This window comes from Microbacterium sp. C23T (assembly GCF_053345975.1).
The window spans coordinates 24,366-43,174 of the sequence record NZ_JBKFBD010000018.1 but is presented as its reverse complement, the minus strand read 5'-3'; the positions used below and the strand labels follow the sequence as shown (position 1 = coordinate 43,174).

General features: G+C 70.9%; 15 protein-coding genes. 10 read left to right on the top strand and 5 right to left on the bottom strand.

The annotated features are described in order from the left end of the window. Window positions 1–5: 5 nt before the first annotated feature. Both ACLBXX_RS11745 and ACLBXX_RS11740 read right to left on the bottom strand, forming a co-directional pair. The gene (locus ACLBXX_RS11745; RefSeq protein WP_447658155.1) at window positions 6–1,235 is read right to left on the bottom strand and encodes a sugar ABC transporter substrate-binding protein; all 1,230 of its coding nucleotides are present in this window, start codon (window positions 1,233–1,235) and stop codon (window positions 6–8) included. 46 nt (window positions 1,236–1,281) lie between these two features. Continuing rightward, on the bottom strand, window positions 1,282–3,300 hold the full coding sequence (locus ACLBXX_RS11740; protein ID WP_447658154.1) for a beta-galactosidase: 2,019 nt from the start codon (window positions 3,298–3,300) through the stop codon (window positions 1,282–1,284). Between the two features lie 198 nt (window positions 3,301–3,498). Between ACLBXX_RS11740 and ACLBXX_RS11735 the strand changes: the two genes are divergently transcribed. The 4 genes from ACLBXX_RS11735 to ACLBXX_RS11720 all read left to right on the top strand — a co-directional run bounded on the left by ACLBXX_RS11735 (window position 3,499) and on the right by ACLBXX_RS11720 (window position 7,638). After that, complete coding sequence (locus ACLBXX_RS11735; RefSeq protein WP_447658153.1) at window positions 3,499–4,515, top strand: LacI family DNA-binding transcriptional regulator; 1,017 nt, start codon at window positions 3,499–3,501, stop codon at window positions 4,513–4,515. A 102-nt stretch (window positions 4,516–4,617) separates the two neighbouring features. Continuing rightward, window positions 4,618–6,198 (top strand): methionine--tRNA ligase, encoded by a 1,581-nt coding sequence (gene metG / locus ACLBXX_RS11730; RefSeq protein ID WP_447658152.1) that lies wholly within the window; start codon window positions 4,618–4,620, stop codon window positions 6,196–6,198. Beyond that, complete coding sequence (locus ACLBXX_RS11725) at window positions 6,198–7,109, top strand: TatD family hydrolase (protein WP_447658151.1); 912 nt, start codon at window positions 6,198–6,200, stop codon at window positions 7,107–7,109. Before metG ends, ACLBXX_RS11725 begins: the two co-directional genes overlap by 1 nt. 16 nt (window positions 7,110–7,125) lie before the next feature. Next, window positions 7,126–7,638 (top strand): NUDIX hydrolase, encoded by a 513-nt coding sequence (locus ACLBXX_RS11720; protein ID WP_447658150.1) that lies wholly within the window; start codon window positions 7,126–7,128, stop codon window positions 7,636–7,638. Window positions 7,639–7,680: 42 nt separating this feature from the next. On the opposite strand, the gene ACLBXX_RS11715 is transcribed toward ACLBXX_RS11720, so the two are convergent. Further along, on the bottom strand, window positions 7,681–8,985 hold the full coding sequence (locus ACLBXX_RS11715; RefSeq protein WP_447658149.1) for an MFS transporter: 1,305 nt from the start codon (window positions 8,983–8,985) through the stop codon (window positions 7,681–7,683). A gap of 89 nt (window positions 8,986–9,074) precedes the next feature. After that, window positions 9,075–10,550, bottom strand: coding sequence for a sugar porter family MFS transporter (locus tag ACLBXX_RS11710; RefSeq protein ID WP_447658148.1), 1,476 nt, complete (start codon window positions 10,548–10,550; stop codon window positions 9,075–9,077). A gap of 81 nt (window positions 10,551–10,631) precedes the next feature. Here ACLBXX_RS11710 and rsmA point away from each other — a divergent pair, with 81 nt between their 5' ends. Both rsmA and ACLBXX_RS11700 read left to right on the top strand, forming a co-directional pair. Beyond that, window positions 10,632–11,492 carry a 16S rRNA (adenine(1518)-N(6)/adenine(1519)-N(6))-dimethyltransferase RsmA gene (rsmA, locus tag ACLBXX_RS11705; RefSeq protein ID WP_447658147.1) on the top strand — a complete coding sequence of 287 codons (861 nt, stop codon included), beginning with the start codon at window positions 10,632–10,634 and terminating at the stop codon, window positions 11,490–11,492. 118 nt (window positions 11,493–11,610) lie between these two features. Further along, on the top strand, window positions 11,611–12,531 hold the full coding sequence (locus tag ACLBXX_RS11700) for a phosphodiesterase (protein WP_447658146.1): 921 nt from the start codon (window positions 11,611–11,613) through the stop codon (window positions 12,529–12,531). On the opposite strand, the gene ACLBXX_RS11695 is transcribed toward ACLBXX_RS11700, so the two are convergent. Continuing rightward, entirely contained in the window at window positions 12,479–14,065 is a 1,587-nt protein-coding gene (locus tag ACLBXX_RS11695) for a stealth conserved region 3 domain-containing protein (RefSeq protein WP_447658145.1), read from the bottom strand. The genes ACLBXX_RS11700 and ACLBXX_RS11695 overlap by 53 nt on opposite strands. 175 nt (window positions 14,066–14,240) lie before the next feature. Here ACLBXX_RS11695 and ACLBXX_RS11690 point away from each other — a divergent pair, with 175 nt between their 5' ends. From ACLBXX_RS11690 to ACLBXX_RS11675, 4 genes are all read left to right on the top strand, one after another. Beyond that, window positions 14,241–15,308, top strand: coding sequence for an aldo/keto reductase (locus ACLBXX_RS11690; protein WP_387145787.1), 1,068 nt, complete (start codon window positions 14,241–14,243; stop codon window positions 15,306–15,308). After that, on the top strand, window positions 15,305–16,231 hold the full coding sequence (locus tag ACLBXX_RS11685; protein ID WP_447658144.1) for a 4-(cytidine 5'-diphospho)-2-C-methyl-D-erythritol kinase: 927 nt from the start codon (window positions 15,305–15,307) through the stop codon (window positions 16,229–16,231). Before ACLBXX_RS11690 ends, ACLBXX_RS11685 begins: the two co-directional genes overlap by 4 nt. Before the next feature lie 61 nt (window positions 16,232–16,292). Continuing rightward, a complete protein-coding gene (locus tag ACLBXX_RS11680) occupies window positions 16,293–17,666 on the top strand; it encodes a GNAT family N-acetyltransferase (protein ID WP_447658143.1) in 1,374 nt (457 codons plus the stop codon). 92 nt (window positions 17,667–17,758) lie between these two features. Then, window positions 17,759–18,808 (top strand): iron ABC transporter substrate-binding protein, encoded by a 1,050-nt coding sequence (locus ACLBXX_RS11675; protein WP_447658142.1) that lies wholly within the window; start codon window positions 17,759–17,761, stop codon window positions 18,806–18,808. Window position 18,809: the final 1 nt, after the last annotated feature.

Below are 18,809 nucleotides of genomic sequence, written 5' to 3'. Positions count from 1 at the left end.
CGGGATCAGCCCTCGACCGCGGCCTGGACGTCGGCGACCATCGTGTTCCACGTCGACACGGGGTCGGCGCCGCTGATGATCTGCGACTGAGCGGCGTTCCAGAGGTCCCACACCGAGCCCATCTCGGGGATGCTCGGCATCGGGACGCCGTTCTGCGCGGACGCGAGGAAGCCCGCGATGATCGGGTCGGACGAGACCTCGGTCGCCAGCGTCGACCACGCCGGGATGCGCGGGTCGGCCTCGTAGAGGGCGCGCTGCGCCTCCTCGGTGCCGAGGTAGTTCACGAGGAACTCCTGCGCGAGCAGCGCGTTCTTCGACTGCGAGCTGAGGTAGAAGCCCTGCACGCCCACGAACGGAGCGGCCGTCTCGCCACCCGCCGAGGGGATGGGGTTCACCGCGATGTTCTTCACGTCGGTGTAGGCGCTGATCGCCCACGGACCCTGGATCGTGTAGGGCGCCTTGCCGCTGTTGAACAGCTCGTTGTTGATGTCATAGTCGACGGTGGTCGAGATGTAGCCGGTGCCCGAGGTGCCGTTCGCGCCGAGCCACGACGCGAAGGCCTCGCCCGCGGCGCCGCCCATGCCGACCTCGGTCGTGTACGAGCCCGACGCGTCCTGGACGAAGACGGGGGCGCCGAACGACGTCTGGAAGCCGTACATCGTGTAGCCGTCACCGGTCTCGCCGGCGGTGTTGATGACGAACGGACGCTCGGCGCCGGACGCCAGCCCCTTCTGGATCATGTCGTCCCAGGACGCGGGGGCCTCAGCGCCCACGAGGTCGACGTTCTGCACGAGCGCGATCGTCTCGAGCGAGTAGGGGAGCGCGTACAGCTGGCCGTCGTAGGTCATGGCCTCGAGGGCGACGGGCTCGAACTCCGACGCCTTGTCGCCGAGGTCGATCGTGTCGACGACACCGGCCGCGACGAGCGCGCCCAGCCAGTCGTGCGCGCCGACGGTGATATCGGGGCCCTCGCCGGTCGGCACCTGCGCGATGAAGTCGTTGCGGAGGTCCTCGAAGTTCTTCTTGACGATCTTGACGGTGGCGCCGGTCTCCTCCTCGAAGGCCTTGGCCGCGTCCTTGACCGCCGTCTGGCGCTCCTCGTCGGTCCAGACGACGAGCTCGGCGCTGCTGTCGGCCGCGTCGTCGGAGTTGTCGGACGAGCCTCCGCCGGCGCAGCCGGCGAGGACGACCGCTGCCGTGAGCGCCAGCGCTCCGAGTGCGATCTGCTTTCGCATGGTTTCCCTTTCGGTGATGTGGTGTGTGTTGCAGGGTTCGGGTGGGTCAGGGGGTGTGCGGCGTGCGGACGACCGCGATGCCGCCGGCGGGCACGACGAACTCGCCGTCGACGTCCGCGCCGGTGAGGAGCTCGACACCGGATGCCGCGAGGGAGGCGTCGTCGTCTCGGTGGTTGATCGCGATCGCGTAGTCCGCGTCGTCGCCGCGGCGGACGACGACCTCGAGGCCTTCGGGGTGGCCCGAGGGGGCGACGCCGGCGTCGGCGTACACGTCGGACATGACGGTGCCGAGGCTCGCGGCATCCAATCGCGTGCTGATGTACCAGCCGTGGCCGGTGCCGTGCGCGTGACGCGTGATCGCGGCCTTGCCGGCGCCCGGGCCGTCGACGTACGTCGCCTTCACGTCGGCACCGTGCAGGACGAGGTCCTCCTGCCATGCGTCCGCGACGAGCGTCTCCGCGGTCGAGCCGGTCCATCCGACCGTGTGGCGCGCGCCCTCGCGGAGCGGCAGGAACTCCTCCACGACGACGCCGAGCGCGTCGCGCAGCGGTGCGACGAAGCCGCCCGGGTGCACGGCGTCGTTCTCGTCGACGATGGCCGAGAAGAACGAGACGACGAGCGTGCCGCCGGCCTCGACGTAGCGGGTGAGGTTCGCGGCGTCGGCGGCGCTCAGCAGGTACTGCGCCGGGGCGACCACGAGCTTGTACGCCGAGAGATCCTGGCCGGGCAGGGCGAAGTCCACGGTGATGCCGTCGCGCCACAGCCGCTCGTAGAACGCGCGGATCTGGTCGGCGTGCGACACGTCGACCGACGGGCGCCACTCGAGGTCCTGTGCCCAGAACGACTCGAAGTCCCACAGGACGGCGACGTCCGCCGCGACCCGGGAGCCGCGCACCTCCTCGAGGCATCCGAGCGCGTCGCCGAGCTCGACGACCTCGCGCCAGACGCGCGAGGAGGTGCCGGCGTGCGGGATCATCGCCGAGTGGAACTTCTCGGCGCCCGAGCGTGACGCGCGCCACTGGAAGAAGAGGATCGCGTCGGCGCCGCGCGCGAGATGCGTCAGCGAGTTGCGGGCCATCTCACCCGGTCGCTTGGCGACGTTGCGCGGCTGCCAGTTGACCGCCGACGTGGAGTGCTCCATGAGGATCCACGGCGTGCCGCCGCCGACCGAACGGGAGAGGTCGGCCGCGATCGCGAGGCCGATCTCGCCCTCGGGATCCGCCGCCCACAGGTAGTGGTCGTCCGACACGATGTCGACGTCGCGGGCCCACGCCCACAGGTCGGTCGTCCAGCTCTGGTTCGCCATGAAATTCGTGGTGATGGGCTGCGTCGCGTGGGCGCGGATCGCGTCGCGCTCCGCGACGAAGCAGGCGCGCAGCTGGGCGTCGGTGAAGCGGGCGAAGTCCAGACGCTGCGCGGGGTTGACGACGGAGGGGGCCGCCGTGGGGGCGCCGATGTGGTCCCACTCGCCGTAGCGCTGACCCCAGAACGTGGTGCCCCACGCGGCGTTGAGCGCGTCGAGCGTGCCGTACTTCTCGCGGAGCCAGCCGCGGAAGGCGCGCACCGATTGCGCGGAGTAGTCCTCGCCGACCGGCACGCCGTACTCGTTGTGGACGTGCCACATGACGACCGCGGGGTGCGAGCCGTAGCGTTCGGCGAGCGCCGAGGCGATGCGCACGATCGCCTCGCGGTAGGCGGGCGACGCGTGCGAGGCCATGCCGCGCGCGCCGAAGCCCATCGTGACGCCGTCGCGCGAGACCACGCGGGCGTCGGGGTGCTCCGCGAAGAACCACGCCGGGGGAGAAGCGGTGGGCGTGCCGAGGTCGACCGAGATGCCGTTCTCGTGCAGCAGCTCGATCAGCTCGTCGAGCCACGCGAAGTCGAAGATCCCCTCGCTGGTCTCGATGAGGGCCCAGGCGAAGATTCCGACGCTGACCAGGTTGACGCCGGCCTCGCGCATGAGGGCCACATCCTCGCGCCACACCTCTCGCGGCCACTGCTCGGGGGTGTAGTCGCCTCCGTAGGCGATGCCCCGGATCTCGGGCCAGCGGTCGGGCGAGGTCATGGACGCTCCATCGGGTCGGTGCAGGGTCGTACTGCGGTGCGGTTCGGTCGCGGCGGTGGCTGGGACCGGTCACAGTCTTACCCGGACGGATGCCTCGGCGCAGGCTCCTCCCCGGAACCGTTACGGAACTGTGACCGGTCACAGTCGACATCGTGTCTGCGCGCGATTCGCCCCGTCACGGGGGTAGAGTCGCTCGTCGTGGAGGAGACGACGTCCGTGCGACGCAAACCGACGATCCGTGATGTCGCGGCGGTCGCGGGCGTCTCGCGCGGCACCGTGTCGCGGGTGATCAACGGCGGGCACTGGGTGTCGCCCGACGCCCGCGTGGCCGTCGAGGAGGCCATCCGGCGCACCGGGTACACCGCGAATCACGCGGCACGGAGCCTCGCCACCGGGCGGGCGGGATCGCTCGCGTTCCTGCTCACCGAGCCGCAGCACCTGCTCTTCCAGGACCCGACGTTCGCGCTCCTCCTGCGCGGCGCGGCCGAGGCTCTCGCGCAGCGCTCCATGACGCTCGTGCTGCTGGTCGCGGGCACGCCGGCGGAGCGCGCCAACGTCGCGCACTTCGTGAGCGCCGGTCACGTCGACGGCGTGCTGCTCATCTCGTCGCACGAATCCGATCCGCTCGTCGACGAGCTGCTGGAGGCCGGCGTGCCCACCGTGTGCTGCGGCATCCCGCTCGGTCATGAGGCTCAGGTGCCGACGGTCTCGGTCGACGAGGTCGCCTCGGCCCGCGAGATGACGCGGTACCTCCGCGGTCGCGGACACCGCCGCATCGCGATGATCGCCGGCCCCCACGACACGCCGGGCGGCAAGTTCCGCCTCGTCGGGTTCGAGGAGGAGATGGGTGATGGCTTCGATCCCGTCCTCGTCGAGGAGGGCGACTACAGCCAGGAGTCCGGCGCCCTCGCGATGGCGCGCCTGCTGGAGCGCACGCGTGACATCGACGCGGTCTTCGCCGCCAGCGACATGATGGCCGCCGGCGCGATCGCGACGCTGCGCAAGGCGGGCCTGCGGGTGCCGGAGGACATCGCAGTCGCGGGATTCGACGACTCCGGTCTCGCCGCGACGCATGAGCCCGCGCTCACGACGATGCGCCAGCCCTGGGAGCGCCTGAGCAGCGAGATGGTGTCGACGCTCCTGGAGGTCATCGCCGGCGCGGCACCCGAGCCGATCACGCTCCCGACGACGCTGGTCGTCCGCGACAGCGCCTGACCCGACACGCCCGAGTGTTACTTTCGGGCGTCTGAGCGGGTCCGGACGGGGGCGTCCGGTCACAGCGGCGGCCGGGGCATCCACGCTGGCTAGACTCGTCGGGTGACTTCCGGCCCCTCGTCCTTCTACATCACGACGCCGATCTACTATCCGAGCGACGTGCCCCACATCGGCCACGGCTACACCACCGTGGCGGTCGACACCCTCGCGCGCTGGCACCGCCAGGCGGGCGACGACACCTGGATGCTGACGGGCACCGACGAGCACGGCCAGAAGATGATGCGCGCCGCGTCGGCGAACAACGTGACGCCCCAGGAGTGGGTCGACAAGCTCGTCACCGAGGCCTGGTTCCCGCTGCTGAAGACGCTCGACGTCGCCAACGACGACTTCATCCGCACGACGCAGCAGCGCCACGAGGAGCGCGTGCAGCAGTTCGTGCAGGCGATCTACGACCGCGGCTACATCTACGCCGGCGAGTACGAGGCGCTGTACTGCGTGGGCTGCGAGGAGTTCAAGCCCGAGTCCGAGATCGTCGACGGCACCGGCGCCTTCGAGGGCCTCAAGGTCTGCGCCATCCACTCGAAGCCCCTCGAGCTGCTGCAGGAGAAGAACTACTTCTTCAAGCTCAGCGAGTTCCAGGACAAGCTGCTCGAGCTCTACTCGACGGTTCCCGACTTCGTGCGCCCCGAGTCGGCGCGCAACGAGGTCGTGTCGTTCGTCAAGAACGGCCTCAAGGACCTGTCGATCTCGCGCTCCGCGTTCGACTGGGGCATCCCGCTCCCGTGGGACGAGTCGCACGTCATCTACGTGTGGGTCGACGCGCTCCTCAACTACGCCACCGCGATCGGCTACGGCGAGGACCCCGAGGAGTTCGCCCGCCGCTGGCCGGCGTACCACATCGTCGGCAAGGACATCCTGCGCTTCCACGCCGTCATCTGGCCGGCGATGCTGATGGCCGCAGGACTCGAGGTGCCGCGCGGCGTCTTCGCGCACGGCTGGCTGCTCGTCGGCGGCGAGAAGATGTCGAAGTCGAAGCTCACCGGCATCGCGCCGACCGAGATCACCGACGTCTTCGGCTCGGACGCCTACCGGTTCTACTTCCTGTCGGCGATCGCGTTCGGCCAGGACGGCTCGTTCTCGTGGGAGGACCTCTCCGCCCGCTACCAGGCCGAGCTCGCGAACGGCTTCGGCAACCTCGCCTCGCGCACGACCGCGATGATCGAGCGGTACTACGAGGGCGTCGTGCCCCCGGCCGGCACGTACACCGACGCCGACCTGCACATCCAGAAGACGGTGGCGGATGCTGCCGCCCACGCCGACGCCGCGATCGAGCGCTTCCGCATCGATGAGGCGATCCACGCGATCTGGACGATCGTCGACGCGCTCAACCTGTACATCACCGAGAACGAGCCGTGGGCGCTCGCCAAGGACGACGCCCAGCGCGAGCGTCTCGGCACGGTGCTCTACACCGCCGCGGAAGGGCTGCGGGCCCTCGCCGTCCTGCTGTCGCCGGTGATGCCCGTCTCGACCGAGAAGCTCTGGATCGCGCTCGGCGCGGCCGAGTCGATCGGGCGACTCGAGGACCAGCCGATCCGCGAGGCGGGCACGTGGGGCGTGCTGAAGCCGGGCTCCAGCGTCAACGGTCTCGCGCCGCTGTTCCCGCGCGTCGAACAGTCGGTCTGATGGCGACGCCCCCGGTTCCGTACCCCGAGGCGGGCTCCGACCCGTCGCAGTACGTGCGCACCCGCGAGAAGGGGTCGCGTGACGTCACGTACCCGGCGGCGCCTGCGCCGCTCGCGGTGCCGGTGTACGACAACCACGCGCACCTCGAGATCGAGGACGGGGTCGGCCTGTCGCTCGATGAGCAGCTCGAGCGCGCGAGCGAGGTCGGCGTGGTCGGCGTCGTGCAGGCCGGGGGCGACATCGACTCGAGCCGCTGGTCGGCATGGGCGGCAGCATCCCACCCCCGCGTGCTCGCGGCGGTCGCCATCCACCCCAACGAGGCACCCGCGTACCAGGCCGCCGGGCGGCTCGACGAGGCGATCGCGGTGATCGACGAGCTCGCCGCGCAGCCGCGCGTGCGGGCGATCGGCGAGACGGGCCTCGACTTCTTCCGCACCGACGAGGACGGCCGGCCCGCGCAGTTCGAGAGCTTCGAGGCGCACATCGCGCTGGCGAAGAAGCACGGCATCGCGATGCAGATCCACGACCGCGACGCGCACGACGCCGTGCTCGAGACGCTCGAGCGTGTCGGGGCACCCGAGCGCACGGTCTTCCACTGCTTCTCGGGCGACGCCGACATGGCGCGGATCGCGGGCGAGCGCGGCTACTGGCTGTCGTTCGCCGGCAACGTGACCTTCAACAACGCCCAGAACCTCCGCGATGCGCTCGCGGTGATCCCGCGCGAGCGGATCCTGGTCGAGACGGATGCCCCGTTCCTGACGCCGACCCCGCATCGCGGCCGCCCGAACGCGCCGTACCTGATCCCGGTGACGGTGCGGTACATGGCCGCCGAGCTCGGTGTCGACGTCGACGAGCTGTGCGCGCAGATCGCGGCGAACACGCTCGAGGTCTACGGGGCGTTCGAGGACTGAGGTCCGGGAGGCTGCGGTGGACGACGAGCTGTGGGACCTCACGGATGCTGCGGGCACACCCATCGGGCGGACGCACCGCCGAGGCGACCCGACGTTCCCCGATGGGCTCTTCCACATCGTCGCGTCGGTGTGCGTCGTGCGCGGCGACGGGCTCGTGCTGCTGACGCGGCGCGCCGCGGGAAAGGACTGGAGTCTGACGTGGGAGTTCCCCGCGGGCAGCGCCCTGACGGGTGAGACGAGCGCGCAGGCGGCGGTGCGCGAGCTGCACGAGGAGACCGGCGTTCTCGTCGGCACCTCGGACCTCGGGCTCGTCGGCCGGCTGACCGAGCGGACCGCGCTGTTCGACGTGTACATCGCACGCGTGGACGGGGACCCGGTGCTCGCGCTCGACCCCGCCGAGGTGTGCGAGAGCGCGTGGGTGCCCTTCGCCGAGGCGCTGCGGCGCGGCGCGGCGGGCGAGATGGCGGGCCCATGGACCCCGCGGCTCGAGCAGCTCGGCGAACGTCTGGGCGCACTCGTCCGGGCGTGACGCCACGCGCTGAGCCGCAGCATCCGTCCGGCGTGTCGGCAGTCAGTCGATGAGGGGCTTGCCGCCGGTGCCGGGCTCGTCCTCTTCGGCGATCTGCTCGGCCTCGTCCGTGTCGAGCACCGGCTTCGCGGCCGCGATGTGCGAGATCGAGCGCCAGACCAGCAGCAGCGTGATGAGCGAGCCGCCGAAGGCGAACCACCAGGGCGCGGTGAGCCCCCACACCTGGGCGAGGATGCCACCGATGAACTGCCCGATCACGAGGCCGCCGAAGACGCCGACCATGTTCACCGAGGCGATGCGGCCCTGCAGCTCCATCGGCACGAGGCGCTGGCGGACGGTCGTCGAGATGGTGCCCCACACGAACGCGTACAGGCCGAAGCCGAACATGATGACGAAGGCCACCGCCGGCGACGTGGTGAGGGCGAACGACAGGTGCATGAGCACCTCGAGCGACAGGCACACCCGCATGAGCGTCGAGAACGACACGTGCTTCTCGAGCCAGCCGAAGCTGAAGATCGCGATGATGCCGCCGAGCGCGGCCGCGGTGGTGAGGGCGCCGTAGCCGACGGGGCCCATTCCCAGGTGCTCCGTGGCGTAGAGCACGAGCACGCCCCAGGGCGCGGCCCACGTGACGTTGAACACCAGAATGATGATGACGAGCGTGCGCACCGGTGCGTTGTGGCGCAGCCACTGCAGCCCCTCGCGGATGGCGTGCGCCTTCGTGCCGCGGCCGGCGTCCGGATGCTCGGGCACCGGCGTGCGCGCGATCCGCGAGATGAGCAGCACCGCCAGCGCCACGCACAGCACCTGCAGCACGAACGGCCAGAACGAGCCCACCGCGAAGAGGAAGGCGCCGAGCGGAGGCCCCGCGAGCTGGTTCGCGACGAGGTAGCCGGCCTGCATGCGGGCATTGCCGATGCCGAGATCGGCGGGCTTCACCAGCATCGGCAGCAGCGTGCTGCCGGCCGAGTCGGCGAAGACCTCGGCCGTGCCGTAGAGGAACGCCACCGCCAGCACCAGCCACACGGTGGCCTGCCCGCTGACGAGGAACGCCACGAGCACGGCCACGACCACCGCGCGCAGGCCGTTCGCCAGCATCACGAGGCGGCGCCGGTCGTGGTGGTCGGCGACGGCGCCCGCGAGGAGGCCGAAGAGGAGCCATGGCAGGAACTGCATCATGGCGCCCGCGGCGACCAGCACGGGCGACGACGTGAGCGAGGCGATCAGCAGCGGCGCCGCCGCGAGCGCGATGCCGTCGCCGAGGTTGCTCGTCCACGACGACGCGAGCAGCCAGCGGAAGTCGGTCCCGAGGCGCCGTGGTGCGATCAGTTCCCCGAGCGAAGGCATCCCGCCATCCTAAGAGGGCAGAGGGCGAGACGACAGACGCGCGACGAGACCTCGGGGTTCACCCGAGGTCTCGTCACTCGACTGTCGTCTCACTCGGGGGCTGGGGCGACCCCTCCGCCGCGGCCGGGACGGATGAACAGCGTCTCGGTCTGCTCGATGTCCATGCCCTTGGTCTCGGGCACGCGCCACGCGACGTAGATGAACGACAGTGCCGCGAACAGCGCGTACATGCCGTACGTGAGCGGCAGCGACCACGACGACATCGCGGGGAACGAGATCGTGATGAGGAAGTTGGCGATCCATTGCGCACCGGCGGCGACGCCCAGCGCCTTGCCGCGGATGCGGCTCGGGAAGATCTCGCCGAGGAGCACCCACACGAGCGGCCCCCACGAGGCGCCGAAGCCGACGACGAACACGTTCGCCGCGACGAGCGCGATCGGCCCCCACGGCGCCGGCAGCACGACCGCACCCTCGGAATCCGTGGTGGAGAACAGGAACGAGATGGCCATGAGCCCGAGTGACAGCGTCATCATGACGGAGCCGGTGAGGAGGATCGGCTTCCGTCCGACCCGGTCGACCAGGAAGATCGCGATGAGCGTGACGAGCACGTTCGTGATGGACGTCACCACGCTGATCGTGAAGGAATCGCTCTCGTCGAAGCCGACCGACTGCCAGAGGCTCGTCGAGTAGTAGAAGATCACGTTGATGCCGACGAACTGCTGGAACACCGACAGGATGATGCCGACCCAGACGATGCGCTGAAGGCCGAGCACCGGACCGCGGATCGAGACGCCGGAGTTCTTGCGGTCGGTCTCGATCGCCGTCTGCAGCTCGCGGATCGTCTGGTCGAGGTCGGCCGGCGGCATCAGGCGCGCGAAGATCGCGCGGGCCTCGTCGGCGCGGCCCTTGGACAGCAGGTACCGGGGCGACTCGGGCACCGTGAACGACAGGATGCCGTAGACCGCGGACGGGATCACGCCGACGAGGAACATCCACCGCCACGCCTCGAGTCCGAACCACAGCACGCTGTCGGCGCCGCCCGCGGCGTTCGCCAGCAGCGCGTCCGACAGGAGCGCTGCGAAGATGCCGATCGTGATCGCGAGCTGCTGCAGGGACGCGAGTCCGCCGCGGACCTGGCGGGGCGCGATCTCAGCGATGTAGGCCGGGGCGACGACCGAGGCGATGCCGATGCCCAGACCGCCGATCACGCGCCAGAAGGCGAGGTCCCAGGCCGAGAACGCGAGGCCCGCGCCGATCGAGCTCGCGAAGAACATGATGGCGCCGATGAACATCACCCGGAGGCGCCCCCACCGGTCCGACAGGTTGCCGGCGATGATCGCGCCGACCGCGCACCCGAGGAGCGCGATGGCGACGACGAACCCCGTGATGACGTCGTTGAGCCCGAAGTCCTTCGAGATCGAGTCGACGGCGCCGTTGATGACCGAGGAGTCGAAGCCGAAGAGGAACCCGCCGACGGCCGCCGCGACCGACAGGCCGATCGCTCGTCGCCCGTAGGGACTGCGGAGGGAGAACGCGTCTGCGGGGATCGATCCGGTCGAGTTCATGCTGGTCACGCTAGCGTCCGGGTCGCCGCCGCGGCAGGGGGGCGCGCGGGCAACCGCACTGCCACCCCGTACAGTGAACGCATGCCCGTGACACTCCTCGGTGCGGCCGAGATCCGCGCGCTGGCCGCCGAACTCGACGTGACGCCGACCAAGAAACTCGGGCAGAACTTCGTCGTCGACGCCAACACCGTCCGCAAGATCGTGCACGTCGCCGAGGTCGAGCCCGGCGACCGGGTCGTCGAGGTCGGGCCCGGTCTCGGGTCGCTGACCCTCGCGATCCTCGAGGCCGGGGCATCCGTCACGGCCGTCGAGATCGACCACCGCCTGGCCGAGCGGCTGCCGGCCACCGCGGCCGCGCACGGCGTCGCCGACGGCGCGCTCACGGTCGTCGACGCCGATGCCCTTCGCGTGACCGCGCTGCCCGGCGACCCGACCGTGCTCGTCGCCAACCTGCCGTACAACGTCAGCGTGCCGGTGCTGCTGCACTTCCTCGAGCACTTCCCGGCGCTCGAGCGCGGCGTCGTCATGGTGCAGGCCGAGGTGGGGGAGCGGCTCGCCGCCCCGCCCGGGTCGAAGGTGTACGGGGCGCCGAGCGTCAAGGCGGCCTGGTACGGGCCGTGGCGTCTTGCCGGCACGGTGTCGCGCCAGGTGTTCTGGCCGGTGCCGAACGTCGACAGCGTGCTCGTCGGCTTCCATCGCGCGGCCGAGCCGCGCGGCGATGAGGAGCTGCGCACACGGACCTTCGCGATCGTGGATGCCGCGTTCCAGCAGCGGCGGAAGATGCTCCGGCAGGCGACGGCCGGCGTGCTCGGCGGCACGGCGGCTGCGGCATCCGTGATCCTGGAGAGCGCGGGAGTCGCCCCGACCGCCCGTGGCGAGGACCTCTCGATCGAGGACTACGTGCGCATCGCGCAGGCGGCGGGGAGCGCCGCGGAGAGCTGAAATTCAGCGGATCTTCACCGTGCCGTCGGGCTTCGTACGAAACACGGCTGTAACATTCCAGCGTCCGCCGTCCCGGTTACACGGCACCTCGCCTCGCGGCGGACCGGAGTGACCCGCCATGCGCACCGCCGAGTACCCGGCCCCTGAACGCATCCTGCTGCACCTGAGCGACACGCACCTGCGCGCCCCCGCGACGCCGCGCCTGTTCGACTCCGTCGATGGTGCCGCCCACCTCGCCGCGACCATCGGCGTGATCGAGTCGAGCGGCATCCGTCCTGACGCGATCGTCGTCACCGGCGACCTCGCGGACCTCGGCGAACCCGGTGCGTACGCCGCGCTGCGCGCGCTCGTCGAACCGTTCGCGGAGCGCATCGACGCACGCGTGCTGTGGGTGATGGGCAACCACGACGAGCGCGGAGCGTTCCGCGCGGGCCTCTACGACGAGGCATCCGATGCGCGCCCCGTCGACCGGGTGGACGAGCTCGACGGGCTCCGCGTGATCACGCTCGACACGAGCGTGCCCGGCCACCATCACGGCGAACTGCGCGACGAGCAGCTCGCGTGGCTCGCCGACGTGCTCGCGACGCCGGCGCCGCTCGGCACGATCCTCGCGATGCACCACCCGCCCGTGCCGAGCGTGCTGCCTCTCGCCGCGAGCGTCGAGCTGCACGATCAGCAGCGGCTCGCCGCCGTGCTGCGGGGCACCGACGTGCGGGCGATCATCGCCGGTCACCTGCACTACTCGACGTTCGCGACGTTCGCCGGCATCCCGGTGTCGGTGGCGTCGTCGACCTGCTACGCGCAGGACCTCACCGTCCCGGTAGGCGGCACGCGGCCTCAGGACGGCGCGCAGGCGTTCAATCTCGTGCACGTGTACGACGACACCGTGGTGCACTCCGTCGTACCCGTCGACGCGCCCCGCACGCTCGAGCACATCGACGCCGAAGAGGCCGCCCGCCGGCTGCGGGAAGCGGGAGTCGCCCCCCTCACCGTCGCGCGGAAGGATGCGCCGACCGAGCCGATCGCCGTGCTGCGCTGAGCTCGTCGCGCTCCCACGGCGCCCGGACAGGGAACATGCGCTCCAGGGCGCTGCGGATCGCGCGCACGCGGACCTCTTCGGGGACCTCGACCTCGCCGCCGTCGTTGAGGCAGAACATGTCGACGTCGCAGCGTTCCTCGAGTCGTTCCATGCGCCGAAGTCCCGCGGCGACCGTCGTCTGCACATAGCGCACGCGCGGGAGGCGGGTCGCGACCGCCCGGCCCGTGAGCAGCGCGTAGTAGTGGTAGAGGCTGTTGGTCACGGAGATGTCGGTCGCCGAGCGGAAACGGGATGCCGCGGTCCGGGCGAACTCCTCCGGAAAGGTCTGCTCGAGCTCGGCCATGACGCTGCGCCGCAGCGGAGCCGCACAGTGCTCGAGGTCACGGACGATCGTGCGTCCGAACCGCTCCTGCAGCAGGCCGCGGTTCACCCGGAGTCCGTTGTCGTGGCCGCTGCGATGCAGCGCAGGCTCGCCGGCGCCGATGCGCACGCCGCACTCGACGAACTTCGTGACCCCGCCGGGGGTGAAGAACATCTCGGGCTCGACGGCGCGCCCGAAGAACATGTCGTCGTTCGAGTAGAGGAAGTGCTCCGCGATGCCGGGGATGCGGTGCAGCTGCGCCTCGACGGCGTGCGAGTTGTGGGTGGGCAGCACCGACGGGTCGGCGAAGAACTCCTCGCTGCGCACGATCGTCACCTTCGGGTGATCGAGCAGCCAGGCGGGGGCGGGCGAGTCCGTCGCGATGAAGATGCGCCGGATCCACGGCGCGTACATGTGCACGCTGCGCAGCGCGTAGCGGAGTTCGTCGACGTGGCGGTAGCGCGCCGGACCGTCGTCGCCTTCACCCACCACGTATTCGGAGAGCTGGGCCGCGCGCTGACGCCGGAACTCGCTCGACGACCCGTCCACCCACGAGAAGACGATGTCGATGTCTTCCGTGACCTCGAGAGGCTGGGGGTCGTACATCCCGGCGATCGTGCGCCAGGTGCGGCCGTGACGTTCGACCCTCTCGTACGCGACGTCCTCCGTCGCGGTGCGACGGCGCAGCAGGGCGTTGTCGCGGGGCGCCTCGATCACGTCGTCCTCGAAGCGCCAGAACTCCAGCTGCACGCCCAGCGACGGTCCGTAGCGCAGCGAGCCGGAGCGGCTGAGACGCGGACGGTAGACCCGCACCGCCGTGGGCGCGTCGGGCACGTCCGCGACGTCGCAGGCGAGGAGCGGTGCGCGTCCCTTGGTCTTGACGTACAGCGGCTCCTGCGTGCAGACGGCGGCGAGCGCCGCCTGCGCCGCCTCGCGATCGCGGAGGTCCACGACGAGCGCCGGCACGGTGTGGTCGTGACGCACCAGGAGCGTCTCGATGCCGGCGTCGGCGAGGGCGTCGGCGACGAGCAGCAGATCGGCTTCGCGGGCTTCGTGCGGCGCGACGTCGTCGTGGACGAGATGGAGGATGCCGCGGTCGATGACCACGTCGCCTCGCTCCGAGAGCACGCTCCACGGGTCCGTCGCGCGCGGCAATGCGGACAGCAGGGTCATGCGGTCCTCCTCTCGTCGGTCGGGAGGCGCTCCGATGCGAGCGTTCCCCGGTGTCGCCACGATAGGGAGCGTCCGTTACGACCACGTTTCGGATGTAGACCCTTGACACGGGGCACGCCGGTGTGCCGCGTCCGCGCCACCTGCGCGCGTGGGCCGACCTCGCTAGCCTGGACCGGTGACCGAAGACGCGCGCTACCTGTCCCGTGGAGGAGACCTCCACCGCCCCTACACCGCCGACGCCGACCGTTACACCGGCGCGGACTACCGCCGGGTCGGCACCTCCGGGCTCACCCTGCCGCCCGTGTCGCTCGGACTCTGGTGGAACTTCGGCGACAACATCCCGTTCGACAACCAGCGGGCGCTGCTGCGCCACGCGTTCGACCGCGGCATCACCCACTTCGACCTTGCGAACAACTACGGCCCGCCCTACGGCACCGCCGAGACGAACTTCGGGCGCATGATGCGCGAGGACTTCGCCCCGTACCGCGACGAGCTCATCATCTCGTCGAAGGCCGGGTACGACATGTGGCACGGCCCCTACGGCAACGGCGGCTCGCGCAAGTACCTCATCTCCAGCGCCGAGCAGTCGCTGAAGCGCATGAGCATCGACTACGTCGACATCTTCTACTCGCACCGCGTCGATCCCGATGTCCCCGTCGAGGAGACGGTGGGCGCGCTCGACACGCTGGTGCGCCAGGGCAAGGCCCTGTACGTCGGCATCTCGTCCTACAGCGCCGAGCGGACGGCGGTCGCGGCATCCGTCGCCCGCTCGCTCGGCACCCCGCTCGTCATCCACCAGCCGGCGTACTCGATCCTGAACCGCTGGGTCGAGGACGGCCTCACCGGGGTGCTCAAGCAGGAGGGGATGGGCGCGATCGCGTTCACCCCGCTCGCCCAGGGACTGCTCACCGACAAGTACCTCGGCGACGGCTCGGCCGAGCGCGCGCAGCAGCGCGGGTCGCTGCCGAACGGCTCGCTGAGCGAGAAGGGACTGTCGACGCTGCGGTCGCTCGACGTCATCGCGAAGGAGCGCGGGCAGACGCTCGCGCAGATGTCGATCCAGTGGGTCCTGCGCGACCCGGTCGTCGCGTCCGCACTCATCGGCGCCTCGCGTCCGGCGCAACTCGACGAGAACCTCAAGGCGCTCGAGGGCCCCGCCTTCACCGTCGAGGAGGAGGAGCGGATCGACGCCCTGTCGGACGGCATCGACGTGGACCTCTGGGCGGAATCGGCGAACCGGTGAGTCAGGCTCTCGCCGCGGACGGCGTCCGGGTGCGGGCGCCGGGCAAGCTCAACCTCTTCTTCGAGGTCGGCGGCGTGCACGAGGACGGGTACCACGACGTCGCGTCGGCGTACCAGGCGGTGTCGCTGTACGAGGACGTGTGGGCATCGCCCTCCGACGAGTTCACGGTGTCGATCTCGGGCACCGTCGATGTGACCGGCGTCCCCGCCGACGACCGCAACCTGGCCGTCCGCGCCGCACGGCTCGTCGCGCAGCGCATCGGCCACGCGGGCGGCGTGCACCTCGACATCGTGAAGCACGTGCCGGTCGCGGGCGGCATGGGCGGAGGATCGGCGGATGCTGCGGCCGCCCTCGTCGCGTGCGATGCGCTGTGGGGGGCCGAGCTCGGCACCGCCGAGCTGCACAAGCTGGCCGCACGCCTCGGCGCCGACGTGCCCTTCGCCCTGATGGGCGGGACCGCAGTCGGCACCGGGCGCGGCGACCAGCTGAGCCCGGCGCTCGCGAAGGGCCGCTTCGACTGGGTGGTGGTGCCGTCCGACGCGGGACTCTCCACCCCCGAGGTCTACGCGCACCTCGACGAGCTGCGTGCGCGGCCCGACATCGACGCGGGCGCCCGGGTGCCCGCAGTCGCGCCCGGCGTGCTCCACGCGCTGCGGGCCGCGGACCCCATCGCGCTCGCCGAGCACACGCGCAACGACCTGCAGATCGCTGCGCTGTCGCTGCGCCCCGAGCTGCGCGAGGTGCTCGAGCTCGGCGAGGAGTCCGGCGCTCTGGCCGGAATGGTGTCGGGGTCGGGCCCTACGCTGGCCTTCCTCACCGTCGACCCCGAGTCGGCGCTCGAACTGCAGATCACCTTGTCGGCCGCAGGCTACGAGGCGCTCCACGTGCACGGGCCGGTCGCCGGCGCGCGCGTGGTCACCTGAGCCGGCCCTCGACCGGCCGCACATCCACCTGAGCCCGCACGGGCGCGGAGAGGAAGAAGCAATGAGCACGTCCGTTTCGACATACGGCCGCATCGGCGAGACCGAACGCGCCGCCTTCCGCGCGGGCCCGGTCGACGAGGAGTCGGCCGGCCGGCTCGCCGCGAACGCACTGGACTACCGGCGCATCGCCGTCGACAGCGACGAATACGTCGGCTGGCTGCAGTCGGTCTCCCGCGGCTTCCAGGACGGGGAGCGCACGGCGGAGCAGATCGCCGCGTCGCGAGAGCGCAGCGGCTACCGCCGGCTCACCGGCGTGTACGACCCGGAGTCGCCGATGGACGCCCCCGTCGCGACGATCGCATCGTGGCTCGGCGAGCTCACGGTGCCCGGCGAGGCGATGATCCCCTCGTGCGCGATCTCCGCCGTCACGGTCGCGCCGACGCACCGGCGCAAGGGAGTGGCCCGCGCGATGCTCGAGGGTGAGCTGCGGGCGGCCCAGGCGGCCGGCATCCCGATGGCGATGCTCACGGTGAGCGAGTCGCCGCTGTACGGGCGGTACGGGTTCGCGCCTGCCGCGGCCGGCGCCTCCTGGAGGATCGAGACGAAGCGCGCGGGCTGGATCGGACCGCAGCCCGCCGGGCGGATCGACTTCATCAGCCGCGAGCGCGTGCGCGAGCTGATGCCGGCCCTGCACGAGCGGGTGCGGCACCGTCACCCGGGCGAGATCGAAGTGCCCGGGAGCCACTGGGACGGGTTCGCCGGCACCAACCCCGCCGCCGAGAAGACCGCCGAGAAGCGCGCGGTGCAGTACTCCGACGCCGCGGGCGAGGTGCGGGGGGTCGCGGTGTACGCGGTCCGCGAGAACCACGACGACTTCACGAAGGCGACCGTCTCGGTCCACTACCTGCTGGCCGAGACCGACGACGCGTACGCGGCGCTGTGGCGGTTCCTCCTCGAGCTCGACCTCGTGGCCGAGGTGCACGCGGGCGAGCTGTCGGTCGATGAGCCGCTGCTGTGGATGATCGCCGACCAGCGCGCGGCGAAGGTCAGCGTGCGCGACCATCAGTACGTGCGGATCATCGACGTCGTCGCCGCGCTCGAGACCCGTCGCTACGGCGGCCCGGGCACGCTGGTGCTCGATGTCTCGGACTCGCTCGGCATCGCCGCCGGCCGCTACCTGCTCGAGGCTGACGAGCGCGGCGCCGCCCGCGTGCGGAGCCTGGGCGACGGCGAATCGATCGATGCGCCGACGCTGGCCCTCGGCGTCGCCGAACTGTCCGCCACGTACCTCGGTGGGGTCTCCATCGCGACTCTTGCCGCGGCGGGACGAGTGACGGTCGCGGATGCTTCGGCCGAGGCATCCGCGGACGTGCTCGCCCTGGCGACCCGCGTGCTCGGCTGGCACACGGCCCCGCGCCTGAGCATCTGGTACTGAGCGATCCGGCGCAGGAGGGGACGGAACCGGACGAAACAGGGCGATCGGGTGCTTTAGGCTAGCCTTACCTGTCTGTTTCCGAGGGGTTCCCCATGCCTTCACGCCTCCCGTCTTCCGCGCGCCTGCGCCACTTCCTCGTCGTACCGGTGGTGGTCGCGGGTCTCGCCCTGGCCGGCTGCGCCGGCGGAGCCGCGGGCGATGACGCGGCCGATCCGGACGCCCTCGTCGTGTACAACGCGCAGCACGAGCAGCTCACCGAGGAGTGGGCCGACGCGTTCACCGCCGAGACCGGCATCGAGGTCGTGCTCCGCAACGGCGACGACAGCGAGCTCGCCAACCAACTCGTGCAGGAGGGGAAGGCCTCCAAGGCCGACGTCTTCCTCACCGAGAACTCCCCGGCGATGTCGCTCGTCGAGGACGCGGACCTCTTCGCCCCCGTGGACGAGTCCACGCTGGCGCTCGTGCCGGAGCAGTTCCGTCCCGGGTCCGGCCTCTGGACGGGGATCGCGGCCCGCTCGACCGTGCTCGTCTACAACCCCGAGCTGATCTCGGAGAGCGAGCTGCCGGCATCCCTTCTCGACCTCGCCGACCCGAAGTGGAAGGGCAAGTGGGGCGCCGCTCCCGCGAAGGCCGACTTCCAGGCGATCGTGTCGGCAGTCCTCGCCACCCAGGGCGAGGACGGCGCGCGCGAATGGCTGGACGGCATGGCCGAGAACGCGGTCGACTACCGCAACAACATCGTCACGATGAAGGCGGTCAACGCCGGCGAGGTGCCGATGGGCATCATCTACCACTACTACTGGTTCCGCGATCAGGACGCCGCCGCCGAAGACAGCGGGAACACGAAGCTGCACTACTTCGGCAACCAGGATCCCGGTGCCTTCGTCAGCATCTCGGGCGGCGGTGTGCTGAAGAACGCCCCCCACGCCGACGAGGCGCAACAGTTCCTCGCGTTCATTGCGGGGGAGCAGGGGCAGAAGATCCTCGGCGAGGGCTACAGCTTCGAGTATCCCGTCGCCTCCGACGTCGCGGCCAAGCCCGAGCTGCCCCCGCTCGCCGAGCTCGACGCACCCGTGATCGACCCGTCCACGCTCAACGGGCCCGCGGTCATCGAGCTCATGACGGAAGCCGGACTCCTCTGAC

Coding starts and splice junctions, on each gene's coding strand:
- ACLBXX_RS11675 (WP_447658142.1), top strand. CDS start 17,759: ATGCCTTCACGCCTCCCGTCTTCCGCGCGCCTGCGCCACTTCCTCGTC.
- ACLBXX_RS11740 (WP_447658154.1), bottom strand. CDS start 3,300: ATGACCTCGCCCGACCGCTGGCCCGAGATCCGGGGCATCGCCTACGGA.
- ACLBXX_RS11700 (WP_447658146.1), top strand. CDS start 11,611: ATGCGCACCGCCGAGTACCCGGCCCCTGAACGCATCCTGCTGCACCTG.
- rsmA (WP_447658147.1), top strand. CDS start 10,632: ATGCCCGTGACACTCCTCGGTGCGGCCGAGATCCGCGCGCTGGCCGCC.
- ACLBXX_RS11695 (WP_447658145.1), bottom strand. CDS start 14,065: ATGACCCTGCTGTCCGCATTGCCGCGCGCGACGGACCCGTGGAGCGTG.
- ACLBXX_RS11745 (WP_447658155.1), bottom strand. CDS start 1,235: ATGCGAAAGCAGATCGCACTCGGAGCGCTGGCGCTCACGGCAGCGGTC.
- ACLBXX_RS11725 (WP_447658151.1), top strand. CDS start 6,198: ATGGCGACGCCCCCGGTTCCGTACCCCGAGGCGGGCTCCGACCCGTCG.
- ACLBXX_RS11715 (WP_447658149.1), bottom strand. CDS start 8,985: ATGCCTTCGCTCGGGGAACTGATCGCACCACGGCGCCTCGGGACCGAC.
- ACLBXX_RS11710 (WP_447658148.1), bottom strand. CDS start 10,550: ATGAACTCGACCGGATCGATCCCCGCAGACGCGTTCTCCCTCCGCAGT.
- ACLBXX_RS11680 (WP_447658143.1), top strand. CDS start 16,293: ATGAGCACGTCCGTTTCGACATACGGCCGCATCGGCGAGACCGAACGC.